The sequence below is a fragment of the Pseudomonas sp. NFACC41-3 genome, assembly GCF_900109505.1.
Taxonomy (GTDB): domain Bacteria; phylum Pseudomonadota; class Gammaproteobacteria; order Pseudomonadales; family Pseudomonadaceae; genus Aquipseudomonas; species Aquipseudomonas chlororaphis.
The window spans coordinates 784,862-803,364 of sequence record NZ_FOAE01000002.1 but is presented as its reverse complement, the minus strand read 5'-3'; the positions used below and the strand labels follow the sequence as shown (position 1 = coordinate 803,364).

Below are 18,503 nucleotides of genomic sequence, written 5' to 3'. Positions count from 1 at the left end.
TGATTGCTTTTCAGAAACCCTGCGGATCGATATCGGCGAAGCTCGCCACATTCGCATGCCCCGCCAATACCCCGCCTTCGCGCACCAGGCCGCAGGTGGCCAGGCCGGCGGACCGGGCCGCATCCAGCTCCTGGACGATATCGGACAGAAAGAGAATCTGCCCGGGCGCACAGCCGATGGCCTGGGTAATGCGCTGGTAAGACTGCACTTCCCGTTTCGGCCCCGAGGTGGTGTCGAAAAAACCGCTGAACAGCGGCGCCAGGTCCCCGGCAGTGGAGCAACCGAAAATCAGCTTCTGCGCCTGGATCGAACCCGACGAATAGACGTACAGCCGATAGCCGGCCTGGTGCCAGCGCTGCAACGCCGCCACCGCATCCGGGTAGACATGGCCCTTGAGCTGTCCGGCCCTATACCCCTGCTCCCAGACCATGCCTTGCAGCGCCTTGAGTGGCGTGGACTTGCGATCTTCCGCGATCCAGCCCAGGAGGATCTCGATCACCCGCTCGACGTCCGCCGCCGGCTCGCCGCTTGCCTCGCGCACCGCCTGCAACTGCTCGGCAACGTCGGCCCGGCTGGCGTGCTTGCGCACGAAGTCCGGCAGGTGCCGCGCCGCGTAGGGGAACAGCACCTCGAAGACAAAGCTCACCGCGCTGGTGGTGCCTTCGATGTCGGTGAGAATGGCCTTGATCGGCATCCGCTCAATCCTCCAGAAGCGGGAACTGGCTGGCGATATCGGAACCGGTGAAGTTGGCGACCCAACCTTGCGGGTTGTTGAACATGCGGATCGCCACCAGGTACGGGTTCTCGCCCATGTCGAACCAGTGCGCGGTACCGGCCGGCACCGAGATCAGGTCGTTCTTCTCGCAGAGCACGGCATACACGTAGTCGCCGATGTGCAGATTGAACAGACCGCGGCCGGCGACGAAAAAGCGCACCTCGTCCTCGGCATGCCGATGTTCGTCGAGGAACTTGGCGCGCAGCTCGGCCTTCTGCGGGTGATCGCCATTGAGGCTGATCACATCGACGGTGATGTAGCCGCGCTCGGTCATCAGGCGGTCGATCTGTTCCTGATAGGCGCCTATCACTTCTTCCTGGCTGGCGCCCGGCTGGATCCTGGTGGCGGCTTGCCAGCGATCGAAGCGCACGCCCTGCTCGGCCAGGGTCGCGGCGATATCGTCGAAATGGGTCAGCACCTTGTTCGGCAGGTCCGGGCTGGATACGTGGTAAACGGACAGGCTGCTCATCTTGGCAATTCCTCGTTATCGGCAGTGCCTTGCGGCTTTTTCCAGGCCGGTCAGGCAGTGCATATCATCAGGCGCTGGCTACTTCAGTCGAAGCAAGCCTTAACGGTTTAACAGGGCGCGAGTCTGCAACTCGCACTCGAACAGAAACTCGAAGGCCTCGATCTGGCGCTGCGCATCACTCATGCGCGCGCCCCAGGTGTAGAGGCCATGACCGCGAATCAGGTAGCCGACGCAATCGGCATGGGCGTCGAGCCAGGGCTGGATCCTGGTCGCCAGCCGGGCGATGTCCTGGTCGTTGTCGAAAATCGGCACGCACACCCGCGACTCGTGGCTGGAAATGCCGGCAAAGGCCTTTTGCAGCTCGTAACCCTCGAACTCGATGAAGTCCTCGGCGGTCAGGCGTGACAGCACCGTGGCATTCACCGAGTGGGTATGCAACACGGCGCCGATCTGCGGGTTCCAGCGGTACAGCTGGGTGTGCAGCAGGGTTTCGGCCGAGGGCTTTTTGCCCGGTTCCAGGCTGTTGCCCGACAAGTCGGTGGCCAGCACGTCATCCAGGCCCAACTGGCCTTTGTGCTTGCCCGAAACCGTGAGCAATAGCGCGCTCGGCGACAGGCGCGTGGAATAGTTGCTGCTGGTGGCCGGGGACCAGCCGCGGGCATACAGAAAGCGTCCGACCTCGATGATGTCCTGTGCCAGCTGTTCGCGGGTAAGGCTCATGGCCTCTCCTCTTGCATACGTGTGGCAATGATAACGGCTGCCGCCAGCGCTGCGAGGCTTGCAATACTAAAGGTCAATGTCGCGCCCAGGGCGTTCCAGCTGTAGCCGGAATACAGCGCGCCCAATGCGCCGCCGGTGCCGGCCAGGGCCGCGTACAGGGCCTGGCCCTGGCCTTGCTGGCGGTCGCCGAAGCTGCGTTGCACGAAATGAATGGCCGCGGCATGAAAGCTGCCGAAGGTCGCGGCATGCAGCACCTGGGCAAACAACAACACCCACAGGTGTTCGGCAAAGGCGCCTAGCAGCAACCAGCGCAGGGCTGCCAGCAGGAAACTCGCCAGCAGCACCCGGCGTACCGAAAACCGCGAGAGAATCCAGCTCATCGCCAGGAACATCAAGACTTCGGCGACTACCCCCAGCGCCCACAACAGGCCGATCAAGCCGCGGCTGTAGCCCAGGTGTTCCAGGTGCAGGGTCAGGAAGGTGTAGTAAGGACCGTGGCTCATTTGCATCAGCGCCACGCAGGCATAGAAGGCCAGGACGCCGGGGCTGCGCAGCTGGCCAAGAAAGCCCCCGGCGGCCAAGCGGCTGCCCTGTGCCACTGGCTGGGCGTTGGGCACCCAGGCGCTGCTGAGCACGATGCCGGCCATGATCAGCACCAGCGCCGCCGGGTAGATGTCCAGGCTCAACCACTCGAACAATCGCCCCAGCGCCACCACCGTGAGGATGAAACCGATCGAGCCCCACAGGCGGATCTGGCTGTAGCGAGCGGTCTGGCCTTGCAGGTGCGCCAGGGTGATCACTTCGAATTGCGGCAATACCGCGTGCCAGAAGAACGCATGCAGGGCCATGACCATCGCCAGCCAGGCGTAGCTCTTGCTGACGAAAATCAGCGAAAAGCTCAGCAGCGTGCAGATCGCGCCAAAACGCACGATGGCCAGGCGCCGGCCGGTGTAGTCGCCAAGCCAACCCCAGAGGTTCGGCGCCACGCAGCGCATCAGCATGGGAATCGCCACCAGCTCGCCGATGCGCGCGCTGGAAAACCCCAGGTGATCGAAATACAGCGCCAGAAACGGCGCGGTCGACCCCAGCAAGGCGAAATAGAACAGGTAGAAACTGGAGAGCCGCCAGTACGGGATCGCCGCCACGGCCGTCAGACCGTGGCGACTGGCAGAGACGCCATTACAACTGGCCCAGCACCGGCGTGCTGACGCGCACGTCGGCATTCTGGCCACGATGACGCAGCAGATGATCCATCAGCACGATGGCCATCATGGCTTCGGCGATCGGCGTGGCGCGGATGCCCACGCACGGGTCGTGACGGCCCTTGGTGATGACGTCCACCGGGTTGCCATCGATGTCGATCGAGCGGCCCGGGGTGGTGATGCTGGAGGTCGGCTTGAGCGCCAGGTGCGCGACGATCGGCTGGCCGGAGGAAATCCCGCCCAGGATGCCGCCGGCGTTGTTGCTGAGGAAGCCTTGCGGGGTCAGCTCGTCGCGATGCTCGGTGCCACGCTGGGCGACGCTGGCGAAACCGGCGCCGATTTCCACGCCCTTGACCGCGTTGATGCTCATCAGCGCATGGGCCAGCTCGGCGTCCAGGCGGTCGAAGATCGGCTCGCCCAGGCCCGGCATCACGCCCTCGGCGACCACGGTGATCTTGGCGCCCACCGAGTCCTGATCGCGACGCAGCTGGTCCATGTAGGCTTCCAGCTCCGGCACCTTGTCCGGGTCGGGGCTGAAGAAGGCGTTGTCTTCCACCGAGTCCCAGGTCTTGAACGGGATTTCGATCGGGCCCAGCTGGCTCATGTAGCCACGCACCACGATGCCCTGGCTGGCCAGGTACTTCTTGGCGATCGCCCCGGCCGCCACGCGCATGGCGGTTTCCCGCGCCGAGCTGCGACCGCCGCCGCGGTAGTCGCGGATGCCGTATTTGTGGTGGTAGGTGTAATCGGCGTGGGCCGGGCGGAACAGATCCTTGATCGCCGAGTAGTCCTTGGACTTCTGGTCGGTGTTGCGGATCAGCAGGCCGATGGAGCAGCCGGTGGTCTTGCCCTCGAACACGCCGGAGAGGATTTCGACTTCATCGGCTTCCTGGCGCTGGGTCGTGTGGCGGCTGGTGCCGGGCTTGCGCCGGTCCAGGTCGCGCTGCAGATCGTCCAGCGACAGCTCAAGACCCGGCGGGCAGCCGTCGACAATGGCGACCAACGCCGGACCATGGCTTTCGCCCGCGGTGGTGACAGTGAACAGCTTGCCGTAGGTATTGCCGGACATGCAGGACGCTCCATGAAATCAGCCGAAATAACTCAATCTGGATTACTGAGCCGGGAAGTATACGCAGGCTCCCCAACTAGTTCATCCTCGAACCTTATCCGTGTCCGGAAGTCCAACCGGCACCTTCTCCATGATGGCGTGATGATGCTGCGAGTTCTTCTCTTGAGCCTTACCCTGTTCACCGGCCTGGTCCAGGCGGCCGTACTGCAACGTCCCATCAGCCTCGACACTGGCACTGGCGAGTTATACGGCTCGCTGCTGCTGCCCAAGTCCAACGCCCCGGTGCCGGTGGTCCTGATCGTCTCCGGCTCCGGCCCCACCGACCGCAACGGCAACAACCCCGACGGCGGGCGCAACGACAGCCTCAAGCGCCTGGCCTGGGTGCTGGCCAAGCACAACATCGCCAGCGTGCGCTACGACAAGCGCGGAGTGGCCGCCAGCCTCGCCGCCACCCCGGACGAGCGCAACCTGACCCTCGACGCCTACGTCGCCGACGCCGTGGCCTGGGGCAAGAAGCTCAAGAGCGACCCGCGCCTGGGCCCGTTGATCATGCTCGGCCACAGCGAAGGCGCGCTGATCGCCACCCTGGCCGCGCCCCAGGTCGATGCGGCGGCGGTGATCTCCATCTCCGGCACCGCCCGCCCGGTGGACCAAGTGCTGCGCCAGCAACTGAGCTACCGCCTGCCAGCGCCGCTGATGCTGCGCAGCAACGAACTGCTCGACAGCCTCAAGGCTGGCCGGGTCGACACTGACGTGCCGCCGCAACTGGAAGTGATCTTCCGCCCCAGCGTGCAGCCGTACCTGATCACCCTGTTCAGGCAAGACCCGGCCGCCGCGTTCGCCCGCCTGAAAATGCCGGCGCTGATCGTCCAGGGCAGTAATGACATCCAGGTCGGTGTCGGCGATGCGCAGATGCTCAAGGCCGCCAAGCCGGACGCCCAACTGGCACTGATCGAAGGCATGAACCATGTCCTGCGTATCGTGCCCAACGACGTCAAGCGGCAACTGGCCTCCTACAAGGATCCGCAACTGCCCCTGGCCTCGGAACTCGGCACCCGCATCATCAGCTTTATTGACGGACTTCACGCCCGTTGACGCGTTTTCCCCTCCAGTCCTGAAAAAAACGGCCGATAAGCCTTTGCCGGCCGTTCACTTGCCGTCGGCAAGTAGCGCTTGGACAGGATCTCGCCGTTATGACCGATACCCAGAACCCTCCCGAAACCGAGGTTGAAAACCCCGCTCCCGAAGCCGTGGCGTTGCCGTGGGCGGACGTCCATGCCGAGCATCACCGGATGCTTCGCCTGGCCCCGCTGCAAACCGATCGCGCCACGGGCGGACGGCCTCTGCGCTTTATCGAGTTCGGTTATGCCGAGCGCAGCAACAAGGAACACAGCCTGTTGCGCATGACCCTCCAACTGCCGGGCCAACGAGTGCGCAAGGAACAGAATCACCTGGATGTCTGGGTCGACCACACGACTCGTCGGGTGCGCTTCGAGCCGGAAAACCTGCAGATCGAACCGGCGAACCGCGGCATCGGCCGCTTTCTGCTGGCGCAGGGGGCAAGCTGGGCCCAGAAGAAATGGCCGCACTACCGCGTGGACGGTTTCGAACTGGCGAACAAGGATGCACTGAACGAGGCCACGCGCCTGCGGCGCGATCATTTCCTGCGGGTCCAGGGTTTCGATGTGGTTTACGCCGATGCCCAGCATCTCAAGGGCAGCGTCAAGCATGTGCAGGTCGGTGAACTGCTGCCCAACTGGAACACCGAAAAGCTGCAATTCGTCGAGATCCTCGAAGCCGCGCAAATGCTGCAGCAGGCCGAGCAGAACCTCGAAGAACAGGAAGTGAAGCTGCGCAAGCACGAAGAAAAGGTCGCCAAGTACAAGCGCGAAGACACCGGGCTGCGCTTTACCATCACCTGCCTGGTGGCGTTTGCGGTGTTCCAGGCCGGGTTGCTGATCTGGATCGCGACCCACCGCTGACAACAAAAAGCCCGCCGATTGGCGGGCTTTTTTGTGGTGCTTCGCTGGTTGCTCAGACCCGGGAGCTGAACAGTGCCTGGTGCTGTCGGCACTGCTCGGCGGTGAGCATGAACACGCCATGACCGCCGCGCTCGAAGTCCAGCCAGGCGAAATCGACTTCCGGGTACAGGGCTTCGACATGGACCTGGCTGTTGCCGACCTCGACGATCAACAGACCCTTCTCGGTCAAATGATCCGCCGCCTCGGCCAGCATGCGCCGCACCAGGTTCAAGCCATCGTCGCCACAGGCCAGGCCCAGCTCCGGTTCATGCTGGTACTCCTCGGGCATGTCGGCGAAATCCTCGGCATCCACATACGGCGGGTTCGACACGATCAGGTCGAAACGCTGGCCCGGCAAGCCGTCGAAACCGTCGCCCTGCACCGTGAACACCCGCTCATCGACACCATGGCGCTCGATGTTCTGGTTCGCCACTTCGAGGGCTTCGAACGACAGGTCGGCCAGCACCACTTCGGCATTGCGGAACTCGTAGGCGCAGGCAATGCCGATGCAGCCGGAACCGGTGCACAGGTCGAGAATGCGCGCGGGCTCGGTGCCCAGCCAGGGCTCGAAACGTTTTTCGATCAGCTCGCCGATCGGCGAGCGCGGGATCAGCACCCGCTCATCGACAATGAACGACAGGCCGCAGAACCAGGCCTCGCCCAGCAGGTAGGCGGTCGGTACGCGCTCTTCGATGCGACGCTTGAGCAGGCGCTGCAGGTTGACCAGTTCGTCGTCTTCCAGTGCGCAATCCAGATAGCTGTCGGCGATTTCCCACGGCAGGTGCAAGGCACCCAGTACCAATTGGCGGGCTTCGTCCCAGGCGTTGTCGGTCCCATGGCCGAAAAACAGATCCTCCCCATGAAAGCGGCTGACAGCCCAACGGATGTGGTCGCGCAGGGTGCGCAGGCGGGAAGTGATCACGGGACAGACTCCTGAAAAAACGACTGGCGATTCTAACAGCCAAAACGTCTGAGGACGACGCATGAAAAATCTGAGTCTACGGGGCGTTCGGGCGCTTTTCCCCGCATTCGACCCGATTCTCCATAGCCCTTGACACGGCTGTAGGCCAGCAACCACGCACCTTACGTTAGTAGCGATTCACAGAAGCGCTCCGCCAGAGGACAATGTCGCAAAAGCCCCACTCACAGGAGCCCCAGAATGTCCGTTCCAAAGACGATGTTTCAACTCAGCGGTCGTGGTTATGCAGCGGCTAATTTGAGCCACGCGACCCTTGTGATCATCGACGCCCAGAAAGAGTACCTCAGCGGTCCCCTGGCCCTGTCCGGCATGGACGCTGCGGTCGCCAACATCAAGCAACTGGTCGCTGCCGCCCGCTCCGCCGCCCGCCCGGTTGTGCATGTGCGCCACCTCGGCACCGTCGGCGGCCTGTTCGACCCCCAGGGCGAGCGCGGTGAATTCATCCCCGGCCTCGAACCCCAGGGCGACGAGACCATCATCGGCAAGCTGCTGCCGAGCGCCTTTCATGGCACCGAACTGGAAAAGCGCCTGCAGGACCTGGGCTCCCTGGATCTGATCGTCTGCGGTTTCATGAGCCATTCCAGTGTCAGCACCACCGTGCGCGCGGCGAAGAACCTGGGCTTTCGTTGCACCCTGGTGGAAGACGCCTGCGCCACTCGCGACCTGCCCTACAAGGGTGGCATCCTCAGCGCCGAGCACGTGCAGCAGACCGAAATGGCCATCATGGCGGACAACTTCGCCACCCTCGCCCTGACCAAAGATCTGATCTGATCGACCTGCAATGAGCGGCGCGCCTTCAGGGGCAAGGCCGCTCATCCGTAAAAGCCTCTCATTTGCCGTAATTGCCTTAGCCTCAGGAACCACCCGGTCATCTTTCGGTCGAAGGGCCGATACCCATTGAGGAAGGTCGGAATGAAGATATCCGATGGTTTTGACGCACGTCGTCTGCGGCCCAAAGGCCCGCGGAACTGGCGTTTGCGCCTGGGCGCGGGATTCTCCGCGTTGCTGGCGACCTTCGGTGTGCTGCTGGCGATGGCCGGGGCCGCCAGCCTGTTGGGGCGCCCTCCGGCGCTGGGCGAATTGAATGCAAGTCCGGCGGGTTCCGCGGTGATTCTAGCGGTCGGTCTGTTACTGCTGTATGTCGGCGTCTGGCTGTGGCGTCGCTGCCGGCGGCGCATGCGCCAGCCGCAGACCCTGAACATGGCTCCCCACCTGATGAAGAAACATGACTGAATCGACGGCAACACGTTTTGTCCCGCCCCTCTCCCGTCGAGTTGGGTAAACTGCTCGGTCTTCGCGGAGGCTGACATGCAAGACGACGATTTTTCCCTGTTCAAAAGCGCGATCCAAGGCGTCAAGCCGATCAAGCACGATCGCGCCGAAACCGGCAAACCCAAGGCTGACCGGGCGCAGATCGCCAAGCTGCGCCAGGCTGCCAGCGTGCGCACCGAAACCACGACCGTCGACGGGCTGTCCGATCAGTTCGTGATCGACGTCGGCCCGGAAGACGATCTGATGTGGGCCCGCGATGGGGTTCAGGAAAGCCAGATGCGCAAGCTCAAGGTCGGCCAGATCCCTTTCGAGGGCAGCCTCGACCTGCACGGCATGAACGTGGAAAAGGCCCGGGAAACCCTCTGGGCATTCCTCGCCGAAGCCACCAAGTTCGAAATCCGCTGCGTGCGCGTCACCCACGGCAAGGCCGTGCGCCTGGACGGCAAGCGGCCGATGATCAAGAGCCACGTCAACACCTGGCTGCGCCAGCATCCTCAGGTGCTCGGCTTCACCTCGTGCCAGGCCAAACATGGCGGTGCCGGGGCGGTCTACGTGATGCTCAAACGCACCATGATGGAAGGCCGCGACGAGTAAAGCCACTTCGTCGCGCTTGCAGCGCCCGGTCCGCCACCGTACCCTTGCCCTTTGCGTAAAATCCCACAGGTAGTTTCATGTCCCTGGAACAGAATTACACGGCGATCCTCGGCCAATTGGGCGAAGACGTCTCCCGCGAGGGCCTGCTCGACACGCCAAAACGTGCCGCCAAAGCCATGCAGTACCTCTGCCGCGGTTATGAACAAACGCTGGAAGAAGTCACCAACGGTGCCTTGTTCAGCTCCGATAACAGCGAGATGGTGCTGGTCAAGGACATCGAGCTCTACTCGCTGTGCGAGCACCATCTGCTGCCGTTCATCGGCAAGGCTCACGTCGCCTACATTCCGAGTGGCAAGGTGCTGGGCCTGTCGAAAGTCGCGCGCATCGTCGACATGTACGCGCGCCGCCTGCAGATCCAGGAAAACCTCAGCCGCCAGATCGCCGACGCAGTCCAGCAAGTGACCGGCGCCCTGGGCGTCGCGGTGGTGATCGAGGCCAAGCACATGTGCATGATGATGCGCGGTGTGGAGAAGCAGAACTCGTCGATGATCACTTCGGTGATGCTGGGCGAGTTCCGCGAAAACGCGGCAACCCGCAGCGAGTTTCTCAGCCTGATCAAGTAAACGGCTGCCCGAAAGAACCGGCGTTCATCGCCGGTTTTTTTTCGCCTGGCAAAAATCAGGTAAGCTGCCGCCCCTTCTTTCATGGGCAAGAGGCAATATCGTGATCGTCAAAGCGCTTCGAGTCGGCCTGGGCCAGCTCATCATCTTCATCGACTTCATCACCCGCCCACGCAAGCAGCAGCGCCCCGCCGCCGCTCAAGCCCAGGTCGAACAGGCCGCCAAGGGCCTGACCCTGTACCAGTTCCACGCCTGCCCGTTCTGCGTGAAAACCCGCCGCACCCTGCACCGCCTGAACGTTCCGGTGGCCCTGCGTGACGCGAAAAACAACGAACAGGATCGCCAGACCCTGCTGGAGCAAGGTGGCAAGATCAAGGTGCCGTGCCTGCGTATCGAAGAAAACGGCCAGACCACCTGGATGTACGAGTCCAAGGTGATCATCGATTATCTGGACAAGCGTTTCTCCGCCGCCTGAAACGCGCAATCGCCGGCTGGCCCACAAGCGCCAGACCATAAAAAACCGACCCAAGGGTCGGTTTTTTGTTTCCCGCAACAGCTCAGTCGAGCATCCCGATATGCCGCGGATGGCTTTCCACCCGCTGCATCCACGCCTGGATTCCCGGGTAGCGCGCCAGGTCGAAGCCACCTTCATGGGCGACATGGGTGTAGGCATAGAGCGCGATATCGGCAATCGAATACTGCTCGCCCACCAGATACGGCGTTCGCGCCAACTGGTGCTCCATCACATCCAGGGCCTTGTAACCACGCTTTTGCAGCTTCTCGTATTCGTGCTGGCGTTCTTGCGGCAGCCCCAGATAGAGCTGGATGAAACGTGCCACGGCGATGTACGGCTCATGGCTGTATTGCTCGAAAAACTGCCATTGCAGCACCTGCGTGCGTAAACGCGGCTCGCTCGGCAGGAATTCGCTGCCGTCGGCGAGAAAGTTGAGAATCGCGTTCGACTCCCACAGGCAGGTGCCGTCTTCCAGCTCCAGCACCGGGATCTTGCCGTTGGGGTTCTTTGCCAGAAACGCCTCGGTCTGCGTATCCCCGTTCAAGATGTCCACCGCGTGCCACTCGTAAGGCTGACCGAGCAGATTGAGCATCAGCTTGACCTTGTAGCAGTTGCCGGACCGGTAATCCCCATAAACCTTGTACATGGCCCTCTCCTCTTAGGCTGCCTGTGCAGCCTGTGCTTGACGTACCACGGTGGCCAGCCGCTTGAGACCTTCGTCCAGACGCGCCGGATCGATATGACTGAAATTCAACCGCAGGTGACCTGGATTGCGGTCCGGCTCGGAGAAGAAGGGTTCGCCCGGCATGAATGCCACGTCCTGCTCCAGCGCCGCTTTCAGCAAAGTGCGGGTGTCCAGCGGCTGTTTCAAGGTCAACCAGAAAAACAGCCCGCCCTGGGGCACCTGCCAATCGGCCAGATCACCGAAATGACGTTGCAGGGCGGCCTGAAAACCGTCGCGGCGCACCCGGTAGAAATCGCGCAATTCGCCCAGGTGCTGCTGGTACTGCTCGGTACCTATCCATTGCAGCGCCTGCCATTGGCCGACGCGGTTGGTGTGCAGGTCCGCCGATTGCTTCAACCGCAGCAGATGGGGAAACAGGTCCGGGCTGGCGATCAGGTAACCGACCCGCAACCCTGGCAGCAGGGTCTTCGACACCGTGCCGGTGTAGATCCAGCTGGCCTTGCGCAGGCGCCCGACAATTGGGGTGGCGTTGCCGCCATCGAACGTCAGTTCGCGGTAAGGCTCGTCTTCGATCAGGGTCACTCCGAACTCGTCGAGCAACGCCGCCACGGCATCGCGTTTGGCTTCGCTGTAGCGCACCGCCGAAGGATTCTGGAAGGTCGGGATCAGGTAGATGAACGCGGGACGATGCTGCTCCAGGCGGGCGCGCAATTGCGCCAGATCCGGCCCATCGGCCTGAAGCGGCACGGTCAGGCAATCGGCGCCGAACAGCTGGAAGATCTGCAGTGCCGCGAGATAAGTCGGCGCTTCCAGCATGATCTCGGTGCCCTTGTCGATGTACAGCTTGGCCGCCAGATCGAGGGTCTGCTGGGAGCCGCTGACCACCAGCACCTGGCTGGCCTCGCACGGCACGCCCAGCGCCCGGGCCTGCGCCGCCAGGGCCTCGCGCAGCTGTGGCTCGCCTTCACTCATGCCGTATTGGCCCATGGACACCGGCATCGCCTGCCAATCGATCTTCGGCAGCATCGCCTCGGCGGGCAGGCCTCCGGCGAACGACATCACTTCCGGACGCTGCGCGGCGGCAAGGATTTCACGGATCAGTGAGCTTTTAAGACGCGAGACACGTTCGGAGAAGGCCATGAGGTTACCCGTAGCAAAGGCGGAGGAAAATACGTCAAACTGCTTGACCGAAATTACGCTGACTTTCTCAGATACGTCAATATGCTTGACCTTAAAAACCAGGCCACCCAACAAGCCGCCATGGAAGCCTTCTTCTTTGGTTACCAGGCGTTCACCGCCAAGGCCGACGAAATGCTCGAGCGTCGCGGCCTGAGTCGCGTGCACCAGCGCATCGTGTTTTTCATCGCCCGCTATCCGGGGCTGAGCGTGAAAGAACTGCTCACGGCGCTGGGCGTGAGCAAGCAGGCGCTGAATATCCCGCTGCGCCAATTGATGGAGATGCACCTGGTCAACAGCGTTGCCTCGCAGAGTGACAAGCGCAAACGCCTGCTGGAGCTGACGGAAGACGGCGCGCGCTTTGAGCAATCGCTGCGGCGCGAGCAGGTCAAGCTGCTGCAACGGGTATTCGCCGAGGCCGGCGAGGCGGCAGTGGATGGCTGGCTGGCGGTGAACAAGGCTCTGGGCGACAACCGCTGACACCACATCCCGCGAGCACGCAGCGGTCGTCAACCTGCATATCCGATGCTTCTGCAGGACCGCGTCAGCCCCATTACGACCGCTGCGCGCTCGATCGCAGGCTGCGCCAGCGGCTACAGGGCATATAGCCTTTCTGGCGAACTTTTCGCACACAACCTAAAAAACATTATTTGCTTTCTTTGTATACAAAAGCATAATTCGCCACGTGCGAGTTCCTGACCTAAAGGTCAATAAAAGCCCGCAAGCCTTACATGCCTCAAAGAGCCGCTGCCCACCCTCACGTGCCCGGCTCTGGAAAAAATAATAAAACTCTTGAGGAGTACTCGCTGTGGAAAGCCGCAAATCCGAAGCCCCTACGCTGGAACTCTCGCCGCCGCTGAACAGTGGCTGGCTGGAGCGCATCTTCAAACTCAGGTTGCATGGCACCACGGTGAAGACCGAGTTGATCGCCGGTCTGACGACCTTCATCACCATGGCCTACATCATCTTCGTCAACCCCAACATCATGGCCGACGCCGGCATCGACCACGGCGCGGCCTTCGTCGCCACCTGCATCGCCGCGGCCCTGGGTTGCCTGTTGATGGGGCTGTACGCCAACTGGCCGGTAGGCCTGGCGCCCGGCATGGGGCTGAACGCCTTTTTCACCTACACCGTGGTCGGAACCATGGGTTACAACTGGGAAACCGCCCTCGGTGCGGTGTTCGTCTCCGGCGTGCTGTTCATGTTCCTGACCTTCTCGAGGATCCGCGAATGGCTGCTCAACAGCATTCCGGCCAGCCTGCGCTTCGCCATGGGCGCCGGCGTGGGTTTGTTCCTGGGGCTGATCGGCTTGAAGACCGCGGGCATCGTGGTCGATAGCCCGGCGACCCTGATCAAGCTCGGCTCCCTGCGCGAACCCGGCCCGCTGCTGGCGGCGATCTGCTTCCTGATGATTGCCGTGCTCAGTTATCACCGGGTATTCGGCGCGATCCTCATCAGTATCATCACCGTGACCCTGGCTGGCTGGGGCCTGGGCCTGGTGCACTACGAGGGCATCATGTCGGCCCCGCCGAGCCTGGCACCGACCTGGATGGCCATGGATGTGGCCGGGGTGTTCAACGTCAGCATGATCAGCGTGGTGCTGGCGTTCCTTTTCGTGCACATGTTCGATACCGCCGGCACCCTGATGGGCGTGGCCCAGCGCGCCGGCCTGGTCAACCCCGATGGCAAGATCGAGAACCTCTCCCGCGCCCTGAAGGCGGACAGCGCCTCCAGCGTATTTGGCGCGGTGGTCGGCGTTCCGCCCGTGACCAGCTATGTGGAAAGTGCCGCGGGCGTCGCCGCAGGTGGTCGGACTGGTCTTACCGCAGTGACCGTAGGTGTGCTATTTATCGCAGCCATGTTTTTTGCACCGCTGGCTGGCATGATCCCCGCTTATGCCACCGCCGGCGCGCTGATTTATGTGGCGATGCTGATGATGGGCGGCATGGCCCACATCGATTGGGAAGAGGCCACCGACAGCATCCCGGCGATCGTGACCGCCATCATGATGCCGCTGACCTTCTCGGTCGCCGACGGTATCGCCCTGGGCTTCATCACCTACGTGGCCTTGAAGGCCGGGACGGGCAAGTACAAGGAAATCTCCATCAGCCTGTGGGTGCTGTGCGCGATCTTTATCGCCAAGTTCATTTTCTTGTAGGTACATCGGTTTCAAACAGCCTCACCCCGTCGGGTGAGGCTTTTGCGCATAAGGAGAAAGGTAATGAGCGTGGAAACCTGGCTGCTGTTCAGCGGCGCCGCACTGGTGGTGATCCTGATTCCGGGCCCGCTGTCCCTGCTGATGATCAGCAACAGTCTGAATTACGGTTTGCGCCGATCCTCCCCGGCGTTTCTCGGCGGCGTGTTTGCCTCGATCTGCCTGCTGAGCGCCTCGGCCCTGGGCCTGGGCGCCCTGCTGCTGGCCTCGGAGCAGCTGTTCAGCGCCCTGAAAATCGTCGGCGCGCTGTACCTGTTCTATCTCGCCTGGCAAAGCTGGCAGCAATCGCGGCAGCCGTCTCATGGCGCCGAAGTGCCCGAGGCCGCACCAAAACCACGCTTTCGCGCACTGTTCGGGCGCGCTTTTGTGCTGGGTGCCAGCAACCCGAAAGACATTCTGTTCTTCGCCGCGTTTCTGCCGCAGTTTCTCAGTGCCGAACAACCCTTCCTGCCCCAGTTGCTGATCATGATCGCCACCTGGACCGTGCTCGACCTGCTGTGCAAGCTGGCTTATGGCCTGGGCGCCCACGGCGCGGCGCGCTACCTGCGCAGCGGCAAGGGCCAGAGCTGGTTCAACCGGGTCAGCGCCGGGCTGTTCAGCGGCGCCGGTGCCGCGTCGCTGTTGAGCCGCTGAAAGCATCGCGGGCAAGCTCGCTCCTACAGAGAGCTGCTGCAAACCTGTAGGAGCGAGCTTGCTCGCGATGCCCCCATTTTCGACGGGCGAAAAAAAGCCCGCAGTGTGAGCGGGCGAAAGACCAAAGAAGCTATTTGCGCAGGCTTCGTGGGGGGGGGAAAGTCCTAGCTTCCTCTGTAGGTCGAATAGCTGTAGGGCGAGATCAGCAGCGGTACGTGGTAATGCTCCTGCTCGGCCGAGATGCCAAAGCGCAGCACCACCACATCGAGAAACGCAGGTTCGGGCAGTTGTACGCCGCGGGCACGGTAGTAATCACCGGCATGGAATTGCAGCTGGTAAACCCCGGTGCGGTAGTCATCGCCTTGCAGCAGCGGCGCATCGCAACGGCCGTCGCCGTTGGTCAAGGCACTGGCGACCAGTTCCAGCTGCGTACCTTCGACCCGGTACAACTCGACCTTGATGGCGCTGCCTGGGCAGCCATGCGCGGCATCCAACACGTGTGTAGTCAAACGTCCCATTGATTCTGCGTGTCTGTGCGCGCTCACACGTCCAGACCTCGCGCCTCCTGAAGTCAGTTGATAAGGAGACCGCACCGTTTCGGAGCACGAAAGGATACGGCGAGGAATTTATTAAGACACTTTTAAAAAAAATTGTACACAATAAAAATCACCCATTTCCGGGTACCTCAAGCAAGCCCCCGTATTCTCTTGATCAGCGGCTACACCATGAGGACAGAAGACTTTTCACCCATTAGCTGACCAACCAGGCAGGTTTCTTGCAGTACCCAGGCATGAACACAATCGATGAAAAATGCAAAAAATCGGGCTTACAAACTGAATGAAAAGTTGTATACAATCAGCCTATCGCTGTGACGCCAGCCTGTCCTTCCCCCCAGGCCCCGCCACGCCACCGTTATCACGATAAGAAGGAAGACTGCAGTGAGCGCTGACTACCCACGCGACCTGATCGGTTACGGCTCCAACCCTCCTCACCCTCACTGGCCGGGCAATGCCCGCATCGCCCTGTCGTTCGTGCTCAATTACGAAGAAGGCGGCGAGCGCAATATCCTGCACGGCGACAAGGAGTCGGAAGCCTTCCTTTCGGAAATGGTCGCCGCCCAGCCCCTGCAGGGCGAACGCAACATGAGCATGGAATCGCTGTACGAGTATGGCAGCCGTGCCGGCGTCTGGCGGATCCTCAAGCTGTTCAAGGAATTCGACATTCCGCTGACCATCTTCGCCGTCGCCATGGCCGCCCAGCGCCATCCGGACGTGATCCGCGCCATGGTCGAGGCCGGCCACGAGATCTGCAGCCACGGCTACCGCTGGATCGACTACCAGTACATGGACGAAGCCCAGGAACGCGAGCACATGCTCGAGGCGATCCGCATCCTCACCGAAATCACCGGTGAGCGCCCGCTGGGCTGGTACACCGGCCGCACCGGCCCGAACACCCGGCGCCTGGTGATGGAAGAAGGCGGTTTCCTCTACGATTGCGACACCTACGACGACGACCTGCCCTACTGGGAAGCCAACAACCCGACCGGCAAGGCGCACCTGGTGATCCCCTATACCCTGGACACCAACGACATGCGTTTCACCCAGGTCCAGGGCTTCAACAAGGGCGACGACTTCTACCAGTACCTCAAGGATGCCTTCGACGTGCTGTACGCCGAAGGCGCCGAGGCGCCGAAAATGCTGTCCATCGGCCTACACTGCCGCCTGATCGGCCGCCCGGCGCGCCTGGCCGCCCTGAAGCGTTTTATCGAGTACGTTAAAGGTCACGATCAGGTCTGGTTCACCCGCCGCGTGGACATCGCCCGCCACTGGCAGCAAACCCACCCGTTCCCGGGGGCGGCGAAATGAGCACCTTCCAAACCCTGAAACCCTCGACCCTGAGCCGCGACGCCTTCGTCAAAGCCTTCGCCGACATCTATGAACATTCGCCATGGGTTGCCGAAAAGGCCTTCGACCTGGGCCAGGATGCCTCAATCGACCGGATCGACACCCTGCACCAGCGCATGAGCGACATCCTGTTGAGCGCCGATCACCAGAGCCAACTCGCCCTGATCAACGCTCACCCGGACCTGGCCGGCAAAGCCGCCGTCCAGGGGCAACTGACCGCGGCCAGCACTGAAGAACAGTCTGGCGCGGGTATTCACCAATGCACGGCCGAAGAGTTCCAGCGCTTCACCGAGCTGAACGACGCCTACAAGGCCAAGTTCAAGTTTCCCTTCATCATGGCGGTAAAAGGCAGCAACCGGCATCAGATCCTCGCGGCGTTCGAAGCACGCATCCACAACTCGGTGGACACCGAATTCAGGTGCGCGCTGGCGGAGATCAACAAGATCGCCCTGTTCCGATTACTGACTCTTTAGCGAGCAGCCCCTCTGCAAAGTGCAAAGCACACAGGGCCAGCAAGCATCCCAAGCCACTCTATAAAAAGGCAGACAAGAAGAATGAAAGCTTACGCCGTACCTTTCGAGAAGTTCGTCAACCTGGCCGACGCCCGCCTGGGCACCAAGATCATTTCGGTGACCGATGACTGGTTCGCTGACGCCAACCGTCTGTTCCAGCCGACCCCGGCCGTATGGAAGGAGGGCGTTTTCGATGACAACGGCAAGTGGATGGACGGCTGGGAGTCCCGCCGCAAGCGCTTCGAAGGCTACGACAGCGCGGTGATCCGCCTGGGCGTGCCTGGCCAGATCAAAGGCGTGGATATCGACACCTCATTCTTCACCGGCAACTTCCCACCGTCGGCCTCCCTGGAAGCCTGCTTCCTGGCCGAAGGCGAACCGAATGAAAACACCCAGTGGGTGGAAGTGCTGTCGGCCGTCGAGCTGCAAGGCAACAGCCACCACTACCACGAGATCAGCAACGACCAGGCGTTCAGCCACCTGCGCTTCAACATCTACCCGGATGGCGGCGTGGCCCGTCTGCGCGTGTATGGCATTCCGTACCGCGACTGGTCGGCGGTCGGCGACAACGAGCAGATCGACCTGGCAGCCGCCCTCAACGGCGGCCGCGCCCTCGCCTGCTCCGACGAACACTTCGGCCGCATGAGCAACATCCTCAACCCGGGCCGCGGCATCAACATGGGCGATGGCTGGGAAACCGCACGCCGCCGCACGCCAGGCAATGACTGGGTGATCGTCGCCCTGGGCCATCCGGGCGAGATCGAGAAAATCATCGTCGACACCCTGCACTTCAAGGGCAACTACCCGGACAGCTGCTCGATCCAGGGCGCCTTCGTCAAGGGTGGCACCGACAGCCAGATCGAAACCCAGTCGCTGTTCTGGCGCGAACTGCTACCGAGCCAGAAGCTGGAAATGCATGCCGAACATACCTTCGCCGAGCAGATCAAGGCCCTGGGCCCGATCACCCATATCCGCCTGAACGTGTTTCCGGACGGTGGCGTCAGCCGTCTGCGGATCCTCGGCAAGATCGCGAAGTAATACCAAACCTGTAGGTGTAGGAGCGAGCTTGCTCGCGATGACGTCAGACCGGGCGATAGATGAACACCGGACAACCGCATCGCGAGCAAGCTCGCTCCTACAGGA

22 protein-coding genes are annotated in these 18,503 nt (G+C 62.2%); 13 read left to right on the top strand and 9 right to left on the bottom strand.

Annotated elements, in window-relative coordinates; translation table 11 throughout:
• Window positions 1-10 precede the first annotated feature (10 nt).
• The 5 genes from mtnC to aroC all read right to left on the bottom strand — a co-directional run bounded on the left by mtnC (window position 11) and on the right by aroC (window position 4,235).
• Complete coding sequence (gene mtnC, locus BMY68_RS13180; protein ID WP_085531806.1) at window positions 11-694, bottom strand: acireductone synthase; 684 nt, start codon at window positions 692-694, stop codon at window positions 11-13.
• A 4-nt stretch (window positions 695-698) separates the two neighbouring features.
• Entirely contained in the window at window positions 699-1,244 is a 546-nt protein-coding gene (locus BMY68_RS13175) for a 1,2-dihydroxy-3-keto-5-methylthiopentene dioxygenase (RefSeq protein ID WP_009045041.1), read from the bottom strand.
• 99 nt (window positions 1,245-1,343) lie between these two features.
• Window positions 1,344-1,964, bottom strand: coding sequence for a methylthioribulose 1-phosphate dehydratase (locus BMY68_RS13170; protein WP_085531808.1), 621 nt, complete (start codon window positions 1,962-1,964; stop codon window positions 1,344-1,346).
• A complete protein-coding gene (locus BMY68_RS13165) occupies window positions 1,961-3,109 on the bottom strand; it encodes an MFS transporter (RefSeq protein ID WP_085531810.1) in 1,149 nt (382 codons plus the stop codon). The genes BMY68_RS13170 and BMY68_RS13165 overlap by 4 nt, the downstream gene beginning before the upstream one ends.
• A 34-nt stretch (window positions 3,110-3,143) precedes the next feature.
• Window positions 3,144-4,235: a chorismate synthase gene (gene aroC / locus BMY68_RS13160; protein WP_007932265.1), complete on the bottom strand. Its 1,092-nt coding sequence runs from the start codon at window positions 4,233-4,235 to the stop codon at window positions 3,144-3,146.
• A gap of 141 nt (window positions 4,236-4,376) precedes the next feature.
• Here aroC and BMY68_RS13155 point away from each other — a divergent pair, with 141 nt between their 5' ends.
• Together BMY68_RS13155 and BMY68_RS13150 are read left to right on the top strand one after the other, a co-directional pair.
• On the top strand, window positions 4,377-5,330 hold the full coding sequence (locus BMY68_RS13155) for an alpha/beta hydrolase (protein ID WP_085531812.1): 954 nt from the start codon (window positions 4,377-4,379) through the stop codon (window positions 5,328-5,330).
• Between the two features lie 98 nt (window positions 5,331-5,428).
• The gene (locus BMY68_RS13150) at window positions 5,429-6,217 is read left to right on the top strand and encodes a hypothetical protein (protein ID WP_053262215.1); all 789 of its coding nucleotides are present in this window, start codon (window positions 5,429-5,431) and stop codon (window positions 6,215-6,217) included.
• Between the two features lie 52 nt (window positions 6,218-6,269).
• On the opposite strand, the gene prmB is transcribed toward BMY68_RS13150, so the two are convergent.
• On the bottom strand, window positions 6,270-7,178 hold the full coding sequence (gene prmB / locus BMY68_RS13145; protein ID WP_085531815.1) for a 50S ribosomal protein L3 N(5)-glutamine methyltransferase: 909 nt from the start codon (window positions 7,176-7,178) through the stop codon (window positions 6,270-6,272).
• Between the two features lie 237 nt (window positions 7,179-7,415).
• On the opposite strand from prmB, the gene BMY68_RS13140 reads away from it, so the two are divergent.
• The 5 genes from BMY68_RS13140 to BMY68_RS13120 all read left to right on the top strand — a co-directional run bounded on the left by BMY68_RS13140 (window position 7,416) and on the right by BMY68_RS13120 (window position 10,196).
• Entirely contained in the window at window positions 7,416-8,006 is a 591-nt protein-coding gene (locus BMY68_RS13140) for a cysteine hydrolase family protein (protein ID WP_085531817.1), read from the top strand.
• A 141-nt stretch (window positions 8,007-8,147) separates the two neighbouring features.
• Complete coding sequence (locus BMY68_RS13135; protein WP_007932271.1) at window positions 8,148-8,468, top strand: hypothetical protein; 321 nt, start codon at window positions 8,148-8,150, stop codon at window positions 8,466-8,468.
• A 75-nt stretch (window positions 8,469-8,543) separates the two neighbouring features.
• Window positions 8,544-9,101, top strand: a complete 558-nt coding sequence (locus BMY68_RS13130) for a Smr/MutS family protein (protein WP_085531819.1) — start codon at window positions 8,544-8,546, stop codon at window positions 9,099-9,101.
• A gap of 77 nt (window positions 9,102-9,178) precedes the next feature.
• Window positions 9,179-9,724 carry a GTP cyclohydrolase I FolE gene (folE, locus tag BMY68_RS13125; protein ID WP_003204506.1) on the top strand — a complete coding sequence of 182 codons (546 nt, stop codon included), beginning with the start codon at window positions 9,179-9,181 and terminating at the stop codon, window positions 9,722-9,724.
• A gap of 100 nt (window positions 9,725-9,824) precedes the next feature.
• Window positions 9,825-10,196, top strand: a complete 372-nt coding sequence (locus BMY68_RS13120) for a glutathione S-transferase N-terminal domain-containing protein (RefSeq protein WP_062825020.1) — start codon at window positions 9,825-9,827, stop codon at window positions 10,194-10,196.
• Window positions 10,197-10,278: 82 nt separating this feature from the next.
• Here BMY68_RS13120 and BMY68_RS13115 read toward each other — a convergent pair whose 3' ends face one another.
• Both BMY68_RS13115 and BMY68_RS13110 read right to left on the bottom strand, forming a co-directional pair.
• Entirely contained in the window at window positions 10,279-10,881 is a 603-nt protein-coding gene (locus BMY68_RS13115) for a glutathione S-transferase family protein (protein ID WP_007932276.1), read from the bottom strand.
• Between the two features lie 12 nt (window positions 10,882-10,893).
• Window positions 10,894-12,060: an aminotransferase-like domain-containing protein gene (locus tag BMY68_RS13110; RefSeq protein ID WP_085531821.1), complete on the bottom strand. Its 1,167-nt coding sequence runs from the start codon at window positions 12,058-12,060 to the stop codon at window positions 10,894-10,896.
• A gap of 81 nt (window positions 12,061-12,141) precedes the next feature.
• Between BMY68_RS13110 and BMY68_RS13105 the strand changes: the two genes are divergently transcribed.
• From BMY68_RS13105 to BMY68_RS13095, 3 genes are all read left to right on the top strand, one after another.
• Window positions 12,142-12,576, top strand: a complete 435-nt coding sequence (locus BMY68_RS13105; protein WP_085531823.1) for a MarR family transcriptional regulator — start codon at window positions 12,142-12,144, stop codon at window positions 12,574-12,576.
• Between the two features lie 328 nt (window positions 12,577-12,904).
• Window positions 12,905-14,254: an NCS2 family permease gene (locus BMY68_RS13100; protein ID WP_009050208.1), complete on the top strand. Its 1,350-nt coding sequence runs from the start codon at window positions 12,905-12,907 to the stop codon at window positions 14,252-14,254.
• A gap of 63 nt (window positions 14,255-14,317) precedes the next feature.
• Window positions 14,318-14,944, top strand: a complete 627-nt coding sequence (locus tag BMY68_RS13095) for a LysE family translocator (RefSeq protein WP_085531825.1) — start codon at window positions 14,318-14,320, stop codon at window positions 14,942-14,944.
• A gap of 164 nt (window positions 14,945-15,108) precedes the next feature.
• Here BMY68_RS13095 and uraH read toward each other — a convergent pair whose 3' ends face one another.
• Window positions 15,109-15,462 (bottom strand): hydroxyisourate hydrolase, encoded by a 354-nt coding sequence (gene uraH / locus BMY68_RS13090; RefSeq protein WP_085531827.1) that lies wholly within the window; start codon window positions 15,460-15,462, stop codon window positions 15,109-15,111.
• Between the two features lie 420 nt (window positions 15,463-15,882).
• Between uraH and puuE the strand changes: the two genes are divergently transcribed.
• The 3 genes from puuE to alc all read left to right on the top strand — a co-directional run bounded on the left by puuE (window position 15,883) and on the right by alc (window position 18,398).
• A complete protein-coding gene (gene puuE / locus BMY68_RS13085) occupies window positions 15,883-16,809 on the top strand; it encodes an allantoinase PuuE (RefSeq protein WP_007921782.1) in 927 nt (308 codons plus the stop codon).
• On the top strand, window positions 16,806-17,321 hold the full coding sequence (gene uraD, locus BMY68_RS13080) for a 2-oxo-4-hydroxy-4-carboxy-5-ureidoimidazoline decarboxylase (protein ID WP_085531829.1): 516 nt from the start codon (window positions 16,806-16,808) through the stop codon (window positions 17,319-17,321). Before puuE ends, uraD begins: the two co-directional genes overlap by 4 nt.
• Window positions 17,322-17,402: 81 nt before the next feature.
• Complete coding sequence (gene alc / locus BMY68_RS13075) at window positions 17,403-18,398, top strand: allantoicase (RefSeq protein WP_085531831.1); 996 nt, start codon at window positions 17,403-17,405, stop codon at window positions 18,396-18,398.
• Window positions 18,399-18,503 lie beyond the last annotated feature (105 nt).

Coding starts and splice junctions, on each gene's coding strand:
- BMY68_RS13155 (WP_085531812.1), top strand. CDS start 4,377: ATGATGCTGCGAGTTCTTCTCTTGAGCCTTACCCTGTTCACCGGCCTG.
- mtnC (WP_085531806.1), bottom strand. CDS start 694: ATGCCGATCAAGGCCATTCTCACCGACATCGAAGGCACCACCAGCGCG.
- folE (WP_003204506.1), top strand. CDS start 9,179: ATGTCCCTGGAACAGAATTACACGGCGATCCTCGGCCAATTGGGCGAA.
- alc (WP_085531831.1), top strand. CDS start 17,403: ATGAAAGCTTACGCCGTACCTTTCGAGAAGTTCGTCAACCTGGCCGAC.
- BMY68_RS13150 (WP_053262215.1), top strand. CDS start 5,429: ATGACCGATACCCAGAACCCTCCCGAAACCGAGGTTGAAAACCCCGCT.
- BMY68_RS13135 (WP_007932271.1), top strand. CDS start 8,148: ATGAAGATATCCGATGGTTTTGACGCACGTCGTCTGCGGCCCAAAGGC.
- uraD (WP_085531829.1), top strand. CDS start 16,806: ATGAGCACCTTCCAAACCCTGAAACCCTCGACCCTGAGCCGCGACGCC.
- uraH (WP_085531827.1), bottom strand. CDS start 15,462: ATGGGACGTTTGACTACACACGTGTTGGATGCCGCGCATGGCTGCCCA.
- BMY68_RS13095 (WP_085531825.1), top strand. CDS start 14,318: ATGAGCGTGGAAACCTGGCTGCTGTTCAGCGGCGCCGCACTGGTGGTG.
- BMY68_RS13115 (WP_007932276.1), bottom strand. CDS start 10,881: ATGTACAAGGTTTATGGGGATTACCGGTCCGGCAACTGCTACAAGGTC.
- BMY68_RS13175 (WP_009045041.1), bottom strand. CDS start 1,244: ATGAGCAGCCTGTCCGTTTACCACGTATCCAGCCCGGACCTGCCGAAC.
- BMY68_RS13170 (WP_085531808.1), bottom strand. CDS start 1,964: ATGAGCCTTACCCGCGAACAGCTGGCACAGGACATCATCGAGGTCGGA.
- BMY68_RS13130 (WP_085531819.1), top strand. CDS start 8,544: ATGCAAGACGACGATTTTTCCCTGTTCAAAAGCGCGATCCAAGGCGTC.
- BMY68_RS13110 (WP_085531821.1), bottom strand. CDS start 12,060: ATGGCCTTCTCCGAACGTGTCTCGCGTCTTAAAAGCTCACTGATCCGT.
- BMY68_RS13140 (WP_085531817.1), top strand. CDS start 7,416: ATGTCCGTTCCAAAGACGATGTTTCAACTCAGCGGTCGTGGTTATGCA.
- BMY68_RS13105 (WP_085531823.1), top strand. CDS start 12,142: ATGCTTGACCTTAAAAACCAGGCCACCCAACAAGCCGCCATGGAAGCC.
- aroC (WP_007932265.1), bottom strand. CDS start 4,235: ATGTCCGGCAATACCTACGGCAAGCTGTTCACTGTCACCACCGCGGGC.